Source organism: Bradyrhizobium sp. CCBAU 11386 (genome assembly GCF_028128955.1).
Taxonomy (GTDB): domain Bacteria; phylum Pseudomonadota; class Alphaproteobacteria; order Rhizobiales; family Xanthobacteraceae; genus Bradyrhizobium.
This window is the reverse complement of the sequence record NZ_LBKA01000197.1, coordinates 21473-35226: the sequence shown is the minus strand read 5'-3', so window position 1 is coordinate 35226 and position 13754 is coordinate 21473. Positions and strand designations below refer to the sequence as shown.

11 protein-coding genes and 1 tRNA gene are annotated in these 13754 nt (G+C 61.7%); 7 read left to right on the top strand and 5 right to left on the bottom strand.

Annotated elements, in window-relative coordinates; translation table 11 throughout:
• Positions 1-802: 802 nt before the first annotated feature.
• The 5 genes from XI09_RS14350 to XI09_RS14330 all read left to right on the top strand — a co-directional run bounded on the left by XI09_RS14350 (position 803) and on the right by XI09_RS14330 (position 7403).
• Positions 803-2125, top strand: coding sequence for an NtaA/DmoA family FMN-dependent monooxygenase (locus XI09_RS14350; protein ID WP_271567406.1), 1323 nt, complete (start codon positions 803-805; stop codon positions 2123-2125).
• A gap of 116 nt (positions 2126-2241) precedes the next feature.
• A complete protein-coding gene (locus XI09_RS14345; RefSeq protein ID WP_271567405.1) occupies positions 2242-3867 on the top strand; it encodes an ABC transporter substrate-binding protein in 1626 nt (541 codons plus the stop codon).
• A gap of 5 nt (positions 3868-3872) precedes the next feature.
• Positions 3873-4829 (top strand): ABC transporter permease, encoded by a 957-nt coding sequence (locus XI09_RS14340; protein WP_442869590.1) that lies wholly within the window; start codon positions 3873-3875, stop codon positions 4827-4829.
• Positions 4826-5689, top strand: coding sequence for an ABC transporter permease (locus XI09_RS14335; RefSeq protein WP_271567403.1), 864 nt, complete (start codon positions 4826-4828; stop codon positions 5687-5689). Before XI09_RS14340 ends, XI09_RS14335 begins: the two co-directional genes overlap by 4 nt.
• A 1-nt stretch (position 5690) precedes the next feature.
• Entirely contained in the window at positions 5691-7403 is a 1713-nt protein-coding gene (locus XI09_RS14330; protein WP_271567402.1) for a dipeptide ABC transporter ATP-binding protein, read from the top strand.
• A 1079-nt stretch (positions 7404-8482) separates the two neighbouring features.
• Here XI09_RS14330 and XI09_RS14325 read toward each other — a convergent pair.
• Both XI09_RS14325 and XI09_RS14320 read right to left on the bottom strand, forming a co-directional pair.
• Complete coding sequence (locus XI09_RS14325) at positions 8483-9985, bottom strand: tyrosine-type recombinase/integrase (protein WP_271567401.1); 1503 nt, start codon at positions 9983-9985, stop codon at positions 8483-8485.
• A 90-nt stretch (positions 9986-10075) separates the two neighbouring features.
• Positions 10076-10160: transfer RNA gene (locus tag XI09_RS14320), tRNA-Leu, on the bottom strand.
• Between the two features lie 155 nt (positions 10161-10315).
• Here XI09_RS14320 and XI09_RS14315 point away from each other — a divergent pair.
• The gene (locus tag XI09_RS14315) at positions 10316-10858 is read left to right on the top strand and encodes a disulfide bond formation protein B (protein ID WP_271567400.1); all 543 of its coding nucleotides are present in this window, start codon (positions 10316-10318) and stop codon (positions 10856-10858) included.
• 143 nt (positions 10859-11001) lie between these two features.
• On the opposite strand, the gene XI09_RS14310 is transcribed toward XI09_RS14315, so the two are convergent.
• Both XI09_RS14310 and XI09_RS14305 read right to left on the bottom strand, forming a co-directional pair.
• The gene (locus tag XI09_RS14310; protein WP_271567399.1) at positions 11002-12087 is read right to left on the bottom strand and encodes an AbrB family transcriptional regulator; all 1086 of its coding nucleotides are present in this window, start codon (positions 12085-12087) and stop codon (positions 11002-11004) included.
• 99 nt (positions 12088-12186) lie between these two features.
• Positions 12187-12459, bottom strand: coding sequence for a PsiF family protein (locus XI09_RS14305; RefSeq protein WP_271567398.1), 273 nt, complete (start codon positions 12457-12459; stop codon positions 12187-12189).
• A 202-nt stretch (positions 12460-12661) separates the two neighbouring features.
• Between XI09_RS14305 and XI09_RS14300 the strand changes: the two genes are divergently transcribed.
• Positions 12662-13159 (top strand): hypothetical protein, encoded by a 498-nt coding sequence (locus XI09_RS14300; RefSeq protein WP_271567397.1) that lies wholly within the window; start codon positions 12662-12664, stop codon positions 13157-13159.
• A 45-nt stretch (positions 13160-13204) separates the two neighbouring features.
• Here XI09_RS14300 and XI09_RS14295 read toward each other — a convergent pair whose 3' ends face one another.
• Complete coding sequence (locus XI09_RS14295; RefSeq protein WP_271567396.1) at positions 13205-13753, bottom strand: TetR/AcrR family transcriptional regulator; 549 nt, start codon at positions 13751-13753, stop codon at positions 13205-13207.
• Position 13754 lies beyond the last annotated feature (1 nt).

The window sequence follows — 13754 nt, the reverse complement described above, 5'->3', positions numbered from 1 at the left end:
GTATGGAGAGACGATCATGATGGCCAATTTCACAAAGGCCGAGACAGTCGTCCTGGGCTGGCTTGCCACTGTTGAAGTTGGAAACAGATCCAATGTCTCGCCGACGAAGCTGCGATCTTGTCTTCCTTGGCTTTGCACGCATGACGATCTTCACCGCATCATCGGGCAAAGGACGCTGCAGCGCCTTGGGCTCATCCTACGGAGCGCGCGTCCATTTCCGGACGCAAGAGTTCCATCGCACCCTCCAATAACCCGACGATGCGCGAGACCAGCGCTCGCAGGCCAGACTCGAATTACATCCGGTTCGCTATGCAACGCAGGCCAATCCGTACGCAAGTGACGCTTAGCCGCGGGTGAGCATCGGATCCAGCCATTAACGAATTCCTGCGCGACTGCAAAGAACTCTGCGCAAATCCTGCGCAGAGGGGCACGTGAAGGGATCGTCGTAGAAGGCAATACCAAGTCGCGCGATTACTTTGAAATACGCAACTATTGCGTTCGTGTGCCGCGCAGCTAGCTTTGCCATCACCTACGGCAGAGCGCGTCGGCCGTGGAATTTTCGAGAGAAGGCACTCATCGTGGCTTGTTCGCAATGAAGTCGCAACGCAGAGAAGGGGGGGGCTGCTGACGCTAGTTGCGCTGTATTCGTGTTTCACCGCCGCTCACAGCTGTCGCGAGCGTCGTTCCAAGTCAGTTTCGACGCATCATTAGCTGCTGTGCAGCGCCGCGCCCGATTCGGCCGCAGTGTTGCGGCCGCAATTAGCTGCCTTTGAATTCACGGTCCCGAGAGAATCAATCTTCTATGACCCGTATGCTGCATATTGGCCTTAATCTACACGGCGCGGGCGGTCACTCCGCGTCCTGGAGGCGGCCAGGAACCAATCCAAGCGCTTTCTTCGACATCGAGCACTATGTTCGGGCCGCGAAAGTCGCCGAGACTGGCCTGCTGAATGCTGTATTTCTCGCGGACACGCCCGCGATACCCTCTGACATTACTCGTCAACCGCCGCTCAATGGGCTGGAGCCGACGCTCGTCCTCGCCACGATCGCGCGCGAGACGAAACATATCGGACTGATCGCAACTGCATCGACGACCTATAACGATCCCTACAATCTGGCGCGGCGTTTCCAGTCGCTCGATGTCATCAGCGGCGGACGGGCCGGCTGGAATGCCGTCACGACCTCTAGCCCTGCAACGGTGGCGAACTTCGGTGGCCGCCAGCTCGGCCGCGAGGAGCGCTACAGCCGCGCGGAAGACTTCGTCGAAACCGTCCGCGCCCTCTGGCTGAGCTGGGGCGAGGGAACGATCATCGCTGACCAGAAATCCGGAGTGTATGCCAATCCGGCTCAGTTCCGGCTACTTGATGAAAAGAAAAATCCGTTCGCTCTCCGCGGGCCGCTCACTCACCCTGGCTCACGACAAGGTCACCCAATCATCGTGCAGGCCGGAGGGTCCGATCCTGGCTTGCGCCTTGCCGCTCGTAGTGCCGACGTTGTGTTCTCCGCCGCTGGCGATCTCGCGACGGCACAGCGTGAAGCGGGGCGCCTGCGCTCCCTCTCGCAGCACTTGGGCCGGCGCTTGGCTCCACTGATCCTTCCTGGGCTCGTCACCTTCATCGGAGGCACCGAACAGGAGGCGCAGCGTCGCAAACAAGATGTCGACGAATTGCTTGATCTGGAGCGGGCCCTGACTGCTCTGGCGCGAAGCATTGAGGTGCCTATCGAAAAGCTCAGCCTGGACAGGCCCATTCCGGAGGAGCTATTGCCCGATCCACATCATGTTGCGTTCTCGGTCGGACATCACCGCACGATCGAGACCTTGGCACGGCAAGGCCGCACAGTTCGCGAAATCATCGGCAGTGTTCAAGCCTTTGGCCATCGCCTGCTGGTGGGCACCCCCGAGCAGATTGCCAGTTCGATCGGAGAGTGGTTTCGCGCAGGGGCGGTTGATGGCTTCAACATCATTCCGGACGTGCTCGAAGATGGCACTCCGGCCTTTGTCGACCATGTCGTTCCGATCTTGCAGCGGCGAGGGTTGTTCCGGACCGAATATCGCGGCGAGACGCTGCGCGAACATTTTGGCATCCCCGCAGCCGAGCCTGCAGAACAGCATGCAACTGTCTGATCGGCTGATGCCGCGGTCTTACACCAAACAATGTGGAGCTTGATATGTCTCGATCGGACGAACCCTCGCTGGAACTGTCTAGCCTTCGACCGACAGGTCACAGAATGCGAAAGGCGATGCCCGTTCTGTTATCGGTTGCAAGCCTGTCGCTGACTGCTGTACCGCCTGGCGCCTCTGCAGGAAACGCTTCATCCGACAATCCGAAGCACGGAGGCATCATTCGATACGGCCACTTCCAAGAGCCTCCTTGCCTGTACGGGGGCTGGGTACAGCAATGGTACCTTCAGCGGCAGTTTAGCGACAATCTGGTTGCACGCAGCAATGACGGAAAAATACTCCCCTGGCTTGCAACGTCCTGGGCAACTTCGGAGGACAGGAAGGTCTATACGTTCGAGATCAAGCCAAATGTGAAATTTACGGACGGCACAGCCCTCGATGCGCAGGCCATTGCTGATAATATCAACGGATGGCTCAGCACTAACCCGGATCTTCGAAATCCCACCGCTGCTCCTTACCTCAGCGATAGCTTTGAATCGGCAACTGCTATTGCACCCCTGAGCTTGCGCATAACGCTCAAAACACCGTTTGAGCCGCTGCTCAATGTCCTCGCCCAATCGTCCCAGGGCATCTTGTCGCCAACCGCACTCAAGCGGGGCCTTGCTGCGAATTGCGAAAGCCCTGTCGGTTCGGGGCCGTTCATCGTTGAGAAGTGGTCTCACGGGCGAGAGGTCATATTCCGCCGCAACCCCAACTACAATTCGGCGCCGGCCACCGCAAAGCACCAGGGCCCGGCTTATGTTGATGGTATCGACTGGAAGTTCCTGGCGGACCAGACGGTCCGATACGGCTCACTGCTCACGGGTGAGACCGATGCCGCGTATGACGTTCCGGCTGTCGCGTGGAAGGACGCCAACTCACGCTTCAACGTGTTGCGGCACATTACCGGCGGTACCCCGTTGCGCCTCGCGCTTTTTGCTGCACGGCCGCCGTTTGACGACGTGCTTGTCCGCCAGGCATTCGCATATTCGACCGATCGAAAGGCTGCCATTGAATCGTCCTTCCTGGGCTCTTTGCCATTTGAAGGCAATGGTGCGCTCAGCCAGAGCTCGCCGGAATATATCAGCGAGTTTGGGCAATCCTATGCGTACGATGTTGGTACAGCCAATCGGCTCCTGGACCGGGCTGGTTGGACCGAGCGCAACAAGGGCGGCGTTCGCGTCAAGAACGGTAAGCCACTTCTCATACGGATTTCTTACTCGAGCGCCTTCCTAAAGCCCGATGGCGAGCAGGCACTGCAGGTACTGCAGAGCCAGGCAAAGGCGGCTGGATTTGACGTGCGCCTTCAGCCAACAAATCAAGCGGATTTCTTTGCCGGGAAGAATCTCGGGCTCAACGATTACGAGATCGTGCTCCTGTATTGGGTTGCGCCGGGCGCTGAGATCTTTCGCATTTCATGGAAGCCGGACCAGGATGGCCAGCGCAACGGTTTTAATCCATCTCGCTATCAGGACCAGGCGTTGTGGGATGTCATTCAGAAGGCGGAACAAAGCTTCGATGATGCGTCGCGCACCGCCCTCTATCAAGAGGCCGAGCGCAAAATCATAGATCAAGCGCCTGTGATTGGGTTTACGGTTCTCGACGTCACTGTTGCCACTGCTCGCAATCTCAAAGACGTCTGGTTGGACCGTGGGTCGGTCGGCGAGCCGGTCTTCTATGACGCCAACTTCACTGACAAGAAATGAGATTCGTGAACCTCGCAGCCCACAATCCAGCTGTTTGGTTGGTGCGGCGGTTCCTGTCCGGTGCCGTTGTGGTGTGGGCTTCGGCAAGCTTCACTTTCCTCATTCAGTGCCTGCTGCCGGGCGATCGGGGGCAGATCATCATCAGTGTGAGGAGTGGCAATGTCGGAGAGGCGCCCGCCGCGGAGCTTACAGCGATCAATGCGAAATACGGCTTTGATCAGCCGCTTGTTATCCAGTACGCGAAGTACATCTGGGGCATTCTGCATGGAGATTTCGGTCAATCCTACCAGCAGCATCGGCCGGTCCTCGAGATCATCGCAGAACAGATTGGCCCTACAATCGTGCTGGCGCTCGCAGCACTCGTGGCTGCATGGGTTATCGCCATCCTAACCACCTTGTTTGCTGCCGGTAGAGACAATATCTGGGCTAAGCTGCTCAGTGGGATGCAAGTCTTTTTGGCAACCTTGCCGCCTTACTGGCTGGCGACCATCCTGCTCGTCGTCTTCGCAGTCCAATTGCGCGTTTTTCCGGTTGTTGGGGGCAACTCCGCCACGGGCCTCGTTCTTCCAACGCTCGCACTGGCTTTGGAGTTGTCAGGCTTTTTCGGGCAGGTGGTCCTGCATGAGTTCACGCGTGTGCTCGACCAACCGTTCGTAACGTCGGCGCGAGCACGAGGGATGGGAGATCTTGGCGTCAGATTCCGCCATGTCCTGCGTCATGCGGCTTTGCCTGGCATCACGTTGTCGGGGTGGGCGCTTGGCAAGCTGCTATCTGGAGCAATCTTGATCGAGGCGGTTTTTGCGCGCCAGGGGCTCGGCGGCGTCCTTGTCGCCGCAACGTCTTCACGAGACGTACCAGTGGTCTCAGGGGCGGTTTTGATTTCCGCCGGTCTGTTCGTCGTTGCCAGCTTGGTCGTCGATCTCACCTACGGGCTGGTTGATCCGAGGATCAAACTGACATGAGCACGTTTGCCGAAGCCACCCTGTCTTCGCTGTTCGGCGGAGGGCGGGCGACCGCCCGCACTATTCCCGCACGGGTCTACGGTGCTGCCATTACAGCGGCGTTCTTTATCATCGCGGCGATCGCGCCTAAACTGCTGCAGACACATGATCCGCTGGCGATAGATTTAGCCGCCTCGCTGCGAGCCCCTTCGGTCGCGCACTGGCTGGGGACAGACCAATCCGGCCGTGATCTCTACTCCCGGATTGTGGAGGGAGCAGGTCAGTCCCTGGCCATCGGCTTTGGGGCAACCGGCTTAAGCATGTCTATTGCACTGATCCTCGGGGTTACGGCCGGACTCGCAGGGGGCGCGCTCGACAACGTTCTCAGTCGTCTCCTGGACGTGCTCTTCGCACTTCCCACGCTGTTCCTCGCGCTTCTCTTCGTCAGCGTCTTGGGGCCATCGCTCTCGACCGAAATCATAGCGGTCGGAATCGGCACGGCGCCGGGTTATGGGCGCATGATCAGGGGCCAGATCCTTGCCGTCAAAGGAGCGGCCTATGTGGAGGCGGCCAAGGCGATCGGGCATCCTTATCCGCGTATTGTTTTGAAGCACATTCTTCCAAACGCAATGAGCCCACTAATGGTGATGATGACGCTGGGCGTTGGCCAAGCCATTATCTGGGCCTCGGGCCTCGCATTTCTCGGCCTTGGCGTTGCTCCACCGGCGCCTGAATGGGGCGCGCTGCTCAACGCCGGACGCAACTATGTGATCTATGCGTGGTGGCTGGAGATCATGCCGGGCTTAGCCGTCGTGGTATTTGCCCTCAGCGTCACTATTCTCGGAAGCTATTTTCAAGATCGTCTGGAAGGAAAGGCCTGACATGCTGCACGTTGCTCCGAAGCTTGTCTCCCAGCAGACAGACCTCCTCAACGTCGATTCGCTGCGGGTCTCGTTCGGGCGCAATGTTCCTGAGGGCACAGCTGTGCGCGGCGTGTCCTTCTCACTTCGGCCGGGGCGGTGCCTCGCCATTGTCGGCGAGTCCGGCTCAGGCAAGAGCGTGACCTCTCGCGCTCTCGTGGGGCTTGCCGGCCGGCGCGCGCATGTCCATGCGCGCCGACTGAGCTTTGCCGGGATGGACCTGGCATCACTCGACGATCGCGCCTGGCGGCGGATCCGTGGCAAGGAAATCGGCTTCGTTCTACAGGATGCACTGGTCTCCCTTGATCCGCTCCGGGAGGTCGGCAAAGAGATTGGGGAGGGATTGCTTTTTCATCGTGCGGTCACTTCCCGCGAGGAGCTCGATGAGCGTGTGCTTGAGCTCCTCAAACTCGTCGGTGTTCCTGATCCCGAGATCAAAGCCCGGCAACTCCCGCATCAATTATCCGGTGGCCAGCGCCAGCGCGCGCTCATCGCTGCGGCACTTGCGCTCGATCCACGCCTCCTGATCGCGGACGAGCCAACTACCGCCCTGGACGTGACCGTGCAGGCTCAGGTGCTGGCACTGCTTGGGGGGGCCAAGGCTCGCGGCAAGGCCCTTATCCTGATCAGCCATGACCTTGCGGTGGCCTCGCGCCTTGCGGACGACGTCATGGTCATGCGCGAGGGCGAAGTTGTCGAGCGTGGATCGGCAGACCACGTTTTCCATGATCCGCAACACTCCTATACTCGCCAGCTCCTCGACGCAGTGCCGTCGAACCGTCCGCGCGGCTCGCGCCTGTCTCGAACGCCGGCAACCCGGCTGTCGATCTCGGCGCCAAAGCCGCCGCAGCTGCCCTCCGCCGATGCAAGTCGAGTTGTGCTCGGCGCGACTAACCTCGTGAAGCGCTTCAAAGGTCCGGACGGCATCTTGCGAACCGTCGTTAACGACGTATCCTTCGAGCTGCGATCTGGTGAGACATTGGGCATTGTCGGTGAGTCCGGATCAGGCAAGTCCACAACCGCTCGGATGGTGCTGGCCCTGGACCTGCCAGATGAGGGAGCTGTTCAGTTTGACGGGCAGCCCTGGACCGCGCTCAGGGAGCGCGAGCGCAGGGCGAGGCGCCGTTCCATCTCGATCATCTACCAGGATCCTTTGAGCTCGTTTGATCCTCGCTGGACGGTTGAGCGCATCATATCCGACAGCCTTTCCAGGGACATCGGACCGAAGCAGGAGCGGCGCAGGCGCGTGATTAAGCTGCTGGATCTGGTCGGGTTAGCGCCTGTCTTCTTGGGGCGCCGCCCGCTCGAGCTCTCTGGGGGGCAACGTCAGCGGGTCGCCATCGCGCGCGCGATTGCCCCAGGGCCGTCGGTGATCGTCTGTGACGAACCAGTGTCTGCCCTCGACGTGTCAATTCAGGCGCAAATTCTGGATCTCCTCAGCGACCTGAAAGCCCAGCTTGGCATGAGCTATCTCTTCATCTCGCATGATCTTGGGGTCGTGCGTCATCTCAGCGACCGCGTGATGGTCATGCGCAATGGTCGTGTTGTCGAAAGCGGCGAGACAGAGCAGATATTTGTCAATCCACGCGCAGACTACACCAGGCGCTTGATCTCTGCCGTGCCGCGCCTTGCCGAACCTGATACAGGCAATCGCGTCTCCAGCGTTTTCCCTTAGTCGTCCGTTAAGAACGTGAGCGCGCACTGACCTCGCGCGAGAGTGCTGCCACGAACGGTTGGGGTGATGGCAAAGCCGGCGAGCGCAGGCCGTGGCGTTGCAGGATGCCGCTCTGGCAGCGTTGGCCTCGCTGAAGAAAAAGCTCGCGGCCTAGCAATGAAACCATGTTCTAGCCTCATTTGAGACTGGAATCGCAGATTAATACCTCCCGCGCGCTAGAGCGGGGGGCAGCGAGACGTGGCGAACGGGCGGCGACGTAGTGTCTATGCTGCGCAGATATTGGTCGACGGCAGTCCTGTGCGGTGCAAGGTCCGCCACCTCACGGATTCCTCTGCGATCGTCCAAATCGATAGCGCGCCTTTCGTGCCCGCGGCTTTCGGCCTGCGCGTTCCAGGTGCTGGCTTAGATATTGATTGCTCGGTTGTATGGCGTGATGAGCGCCGTCTCGCCGTGAAGTTTCTGAGCTGACCGCCAATCTCTTTGTCGACGCGCGTCCCTACCCTGAACTCGGACCGTATTGAGTTGTAGGAATGCTGATCCAGACGTAACGTGCAAACTGGCGCGCCGGCTTGACCGGCGTCGCCCTTTTCATTGAGTCGTGATGCCGCTGCGAGCTTGAGGAGCGTTGACGCCCGAGGGCGCTCATATTGCTGAATGTGCCAGACTGCGTTCCCCGGAATGCATCCGATGCGATCGCGGCAGAGGTCGAATGGCCCGTAGAGGCGACGTCGAGGCGCGGAATTCAACCTTCGTCCGATCGTGGCCAGACATGGTGATTGAGGGCCGTAATACCGTCTGTCGCGCGTTTTCGCCAGGCGGGCGCCGATGCTGGACACTGAGCATACGATGGACACCGGGCGGCGACCACAATTCCGGTCGCCGCTGTTGCTGACATTCTTTTGCATTCGCCCCCGGCAGAGAGTCTTTCATGCAACAAGCTGGGGGATTTCCTGTTCGACCAATCGCAATAATCGGGTATTGCGTGTCCAGAATTTGAACCTACTCGCGGACCATTTCTCGCCGACATCAGCTTGCCACGGATTGAATTTGGGAAACTTATCCAACTGATGATAGGTGACTCAACCCTGCGCGCCTCCCTTGATCGGCATTACCTTCTTGGGATCGAGCCAGTGGTCGATCCGATCAGCCCAATGCTGCATCAGCTTCGTACGCGAGCCGATCAGTGCGAGCGGCCCGTGCTTCTTGTAGAGACCTTCCACGGTAGAGTTATCGAGATGCGCGAGCTGCAGCTCGACGACATCGCCATCCCAAGCCTTGGCATCCTTGATCTCTTCGTGGTGAGACAGGGTCGAGAAGGTGGTCCGGAATCCGTGGGCGCAATGATCAGTCTTGGTGTCAATGCCAAGCAGCCGCAAGCGTTTGTTGAGCGTGTTGTTCGATAGCGGGGCATCCTTCGAGCAGGAGAACGCGTACCGGCGATGGCCGGTCAGTTTCTGAACGCTGCGGAGGATTGCGAGTGCCTGCCGTGACAAAGGCACGACATGGTCCCAACCGGTCTTCATCTTGACGGCTGGAATAGTCCAGCGTTCGGCGTCCCAATCGACCTCGCTCCACTCCATTTCATTGACCATGCCGGGGCGGGGAATGGTCAGTGCATCGAAGCGCAAGGCAAGGCCAACAACGTCACTAAACCTCGCTCTCGTCCACGGTGCGCTGATGAGTTTGAAGACGCGCGTCACGTCGCGTGGTTCGGTGACGCCGGGACGCGGCGTCGAAATGTTGGCAATCATCTGCCCATTCAGGTTGCGGAATGGATTGTAGCCGTCGCCTTCGACATCGGCATAATCGCAGATTTGCTCACCGATGCTGCGCGCGCGGTCGCGCGTTTCCAGCTTTCCCTCGGCTTCGTATGAACGCATGAAAGCGAGCACGTCCGGACGCTTGATGTCCTGCCTGCACAGCTTGCCGAAACGAGCCTTGACGTAGCCGACGCGCAGCTCGAGCACCTCGATGGTCTTGGGGTCGCGCACCGCGACGATCCTGCCGCGTTTGACTTTCTCCACTTTCTTCTTCGCGAGCCACTCGTCGGCCCATTGCTCGAAAGGCCGGGCTGCCGCCTGCCTGTGCTTGTCGAGCTGCTTCTCGGTGCTGGGGTCTTTGCCCTCCTTGAGCAGGTCTTTCGCCTTGTCGCGCTCGCGCCGCGCGTCGGCAAGCGAGAACGTGCCATCCTTGCCGTTGCCGTAAGGGCCGATGGAGTAGGTTTTCTGACGGCTGTGGAAGCGGTAGGCCATCCGCCAGAGCCTGGAGGCAGCGTTGCCGGGCCTGCTCTTGTCCGGCGTGACGAAGAGATAGAGACCGCCGCCGGTCACGTCCGAAATCTTGGCGGGGCTCCACGCGCCGTTGTCGAATTTCGGTCGGGCGGCGCGGCAGTCGACGTCAGTCCTGATCTGCTTGGGGTTTGCGCACGCGCCGTCGTTCTTGCGGGCCATCTGCTCAATTCCTTCGCTGGGAATAGCCAAAGTCGCCGTGAACGTTTGTTCTCCCGATACCAACACGATACCAACAAAAATACCAACAAATCGGACGGCTGGGATCGGATGAGAACAAACGGTGACGAACACCGATGTACGCGGAAGTACCTATTTTTCAAGGGTTTCCGAGCGCTGCGCGGACGGTTGCGGACGCTTTAGAACGGGCTTGAACAGCCTAGTTGGTGCCCCTGGCCGGAATCGAACCAGCACTCCTTGCGGAACTCGATTTTGAGTCGAGCGCGTCTACCAGTTCCGCCACAGGGGCCCTCGGTCGGCCCCTGTGCGGGCGTCGCGAAGCCGGCGGACTATAGCCATGGACGGGGCAGGGTCAACCCGCGCCAAAGTGATCCCGGCCGTTCTCGACAGCCGCTTGGGCCGGGGCTAGAGGCTAAGGAAAGCGACCCACCGGGAGAGGCTGCCGTGACGACCCACAGTGCCGCAATACCTGCGTTCAAGCCGGCGGCCGCGGGCCCCGCGCTGACCGCCTCGCTTCTCGTCACGCTGATTGCGGCAGCCACGATCGCGGGCGCCTGGTTCTTCCAGCTCGTGCTGGAGATCCTGCCCTGTCCGCTCTGCCTGGAGCAGCGTTACGCCTACTACCTCGCGATCCCGCTCGGCGCGCTCACCGCGCTTGCGGCGAGGAGCGGCGCGCCGCGGCCGCTGCTGCTCGCGGGGCTTGCGATCCTCGCGCTCGCGACGCTCGCCAATGCCGGGCTCGGCACCTACCACTCCGGCGTCGAATGGGGTTTCTGGAAGGGACCGACCGACTGCTCCGGCCCCGTCGTCAATCTCGGCAATGCCGCCGATCTCCTGTCGAAGCTCGACACCGTGAAGGTGGTGCGTTGCGACGAGGTGCAGTGGCGCTTCCTCGGCCTTTCGCTCGCCGGCTACAACGTGCTGATCTCGCTGCTGATGGCCGTCATCGCCGGCTGGGGATTTGTGCGGACGGCGAAGCGGACGTAACTACCGTAGGGTGGGCAAAGGCGCGCTCTTCGCGCGCCGTGCCCACCGTTCATCGACCCGCACCAGTCGCTGGTGGGCACGCTTCGCTTTGCCCACCCTACCGCAGCTTTGCCCACCTTCAGAGCTTACGGCGGCTGCACCACTTAATCGTCCACGTCGTCCTGCGTGCGCCCGAACAGGTGCACGATGCCGGGCGTCGCGATCGTCACGAACACGAAGCGCGACAGATGATGGGCGCCGACGAAGATCGGGTCGATGTGCAGCGTCAGGGCCAAGGCCAGCATGGCGTCCATCGCGCCCGGCGCGAAGGCGACGACGACGTCCGAGAACTTCACCTGCGTGGTGAGGGCGACGATGCCGACGAAGATCGCGGAGACGGCGATGGCCACGGTAAATGACCCCAGCGCCGCGTTGATGTGGCCGGCGAGGGTCTTGATCCGCATCCGCGCGAAACGGCTGCCGATCAGGGCGCCGATGCCGATCAGCGCCACGCCGCGCACCCAGTTCGGCAGGCCACCCTCGACCCAGCCGGCACCATGCAGCACGCTGGAGGCGATCATCGCGCCGAACATCCAGCTCGCCGGAAACTTGATCAGCCGCAGGACGAGCGCCGCGGCCAGCGAGGCCGCAACCAGCTCCACGAGGTCGAGCGGCGAGGCAATGGCCGTCGTCAGGGACGGCGCAGCAGAAGACGACACGCCCGCAAGCGCCAGCACCATCGGCAGCGCGGCGGTGAGGATGATGACGCGCATGGTCTGCACCACCGCGATGCCCGGCAGGTCGGCGCCGCGCTCGACCGCTAAAATCGTGATCTGCGACAGCGCGCCGGGGCTGCCGGCAAGAAAGGCCGAGGTGCGATCCCAGCCATGAACGCGCTGGAGGTAATAGCTCGAGCCGAAGGTCGAGCAGAAGGTCGCGAGTGCGAGCAGGCCGATGGTCAAAGGATAGGCGCTGACCTGCTGGATCAGGTGGCGCGAGACGACCGAGCCCAGCGAGATGCCGAGCAGCACCAGCACGGTCTGGGTCAGGATCGGCGGCAGCGTCAGCTGCCGGCCGGCGATCGCGGCGACGCCGACCGCGATCATCGAGCCCGAGATCAGCCCGCCGGGAAGATTGGCGACGAGAAACACGAGGCCGCCGGCAGTGCCGATGACAAGTGTCTCCACCGTGCTCAAGATCTTGGTACGGCTCAGCCATTCGAACGGCGGGGAGGCGGTGATTTGCTTCACGCCGCCTTATCGCAAATCGGCGGGAGGCGCACAATTGCAGGCTCGTCATGCCGCAATGCGCGCGCCTCTCGCCGGGGCTCGCGGAGGATTGGGACGGACTTACTTCTTGTCGGCGGCCGGGGCGGCGGTGCCGGCCTTCGCGCTCTTGATGCACTCGGAGCGGAATTTCTTACGCTCCTTGCCATGCAGGCCCTTGGCATCCGCCTGCTTGGAGCAGTCCAGCGACTCGGCCGAGCGCTCCTTCGGCGCCTTCTTGTCGGCGGTGGCCGCGGTGTCGGTCTTGGCTGCCGGCGCGGCGGTCTGCGCAAAGGCGGTGCCGGTGGCGAGCAGGGAGGCGAGGGCGACGGCGGCGAGGCGGGAGGCGAGGGTCATGGTGTTGCACTCTTCCTGGGAAAATGGCGAAGGGCTGGAACGTCGGCTCGCGTTGCTGAACGCGACATGAATGAGCCGAGCGACGGGATCACTATATTTTGGCGGCGAAAGCCATCGTATCCTTGTCGCAAGCGACCGGCACGCTAGGATAGCAATCCTCGTTTCGCTTCCGTCGGGGAAGACCAAGGAGGAGACCAAAGGGATGACCATTCAGACAAAATTGTTGTGTGCGATCGTGGCGTCGGGTGTCGCGGCATTGGTGGCCGCCGCACCGGCGCAGGCGCTGACCTCGCAGGAGTGCAGCGCGAAATATCAGGCGGCCAAGAAGGACGGCTCGCTCGGCACCATGAAGTGGAATGACTTCCGCAAGGCCCAGTGCGGTGCGGATGCAAAGCCTGCCGCTGCGCCGACCGCGGCTGCTCCGGCTGCGCCCGCCGCTCCGGCAGAGCCGAAGCAGGCGAAGAAGGAGGCAGCCCCCGCTGCCGCTCCGGCGCCGACATTGCCGGCCGGTCCCGCGATCTATCCGAACGCGATCGATCCGAAATACGCCAAGGAAACGGCCGGCAAGGCTCGCCTGCACACCTGCGTCGACCAGTACAACGCCAACAAGACCACCAACGGCAATGGCGGCATGAAGTGGATCGAGAAGGGCGGCGGCTATTACAGCGAATGCAACAAGAAGCTGAAGGGCGCGGCCTGAGCTTCGACTTGATTCGGTGGCCGGAGCAAAGCTCCGGCCATTCGCCTAATCCAGCAGCTTCTCGGCCGATTTCGCCACGAGCTGCGATCGCTTGCGCGGGCCGCGCTCGACGAACAGCAGGCTCTGGCCGAAGATGAAGCAGTAGAACAGGAAGGCCTGCGCCTCGGCCTCCTCGGCCTCGAGGCCAGTCGCGCGATAGAGCTCGGCGACGTGCTTGAGCCGCGCCGCATCCACGCTCGCCACCGCCGTCGCGGCGTTCTCGTCCGAACGAGCCCACTGCCGGATCGCGAGCTCGATCGCCATGCCTTCCGGGTTGAGCCGCTCGGAATAGAGCTGGATCACCGCCCTCAGCCGTTCGCGGGGCGCCTGCCCGTCGAGGCTCGTCTGCTGCGCGATCGCCGCCGCGCGCCCCTCGCGCCAGCGCTCCAGCATGGCCTCGAGCAGCGCGGCGCGGTCGGCGAAGCGGCGGTAGAAGCCGCCCTTGGTGACGCCGAGGTTCTTGGCGAGCACCTCGACCCGCACCCCCTCGACCCCCGAGCGGGCGAGCTCGGTAAATCCCGCCTCGATCCAGACATCGCCCTTGCCGTCGCTCATG

Excerpts from the sequence above, each read along its gene's own strand:
- XI09_RS14305 (WP_271567398.1), bottom strand. The coding sequence starts at position 12,459 with ATGACCCTCGCCTCCCGCCTCGCCGCCGTCGCCCTCGCCTCCCTGCTC.
- XI09_RS14295 (WP_271567396.1), bottom strand. The coding sequence starts at position 13,753 with ATGAGCGACGGCAAGGGCGATGTCTGGATCGAGGCGGGATTTACCGAG.
- XI09_RS14300 (WP_271567397.1), top strand. The coding sequence starts at position 12,662 with ATGACCATTCAGACAAAATTGTTGTGTGCGATCGTGGCGTCGGGTGTC.
- XI09_RS14330 (WP_271567402.1), top strand. The coding sequence starts at position 5,691 with ATGCTGCACGTTGCTCCGAAGCTTGTCTCCCAGCAGACAGACCTCCTC.
- XI09_RS14345 (WP_271567405.1), top strand. The coding sequence starts at position 2,242 with ATGCCCGTTCTGTTATCGGTTGCAAGCCTGTCGCTGACTGCTGTACCG.
- XI09_RS14335 (WP_271567403.1), top strand. The coding sequence starts at position 4,826 with ATGAGCACGTTTGCCGAAGCCACCCTGTCTTCGCTGTTCGGCGGAGGG.
- XI09_RS14350 (WP_271567406.1), top strand. The coding sequence starts at position 803 with ATGACCCGTATGCTGCATATTGGCCTTAATCTACACGGCGCGGGCGGT.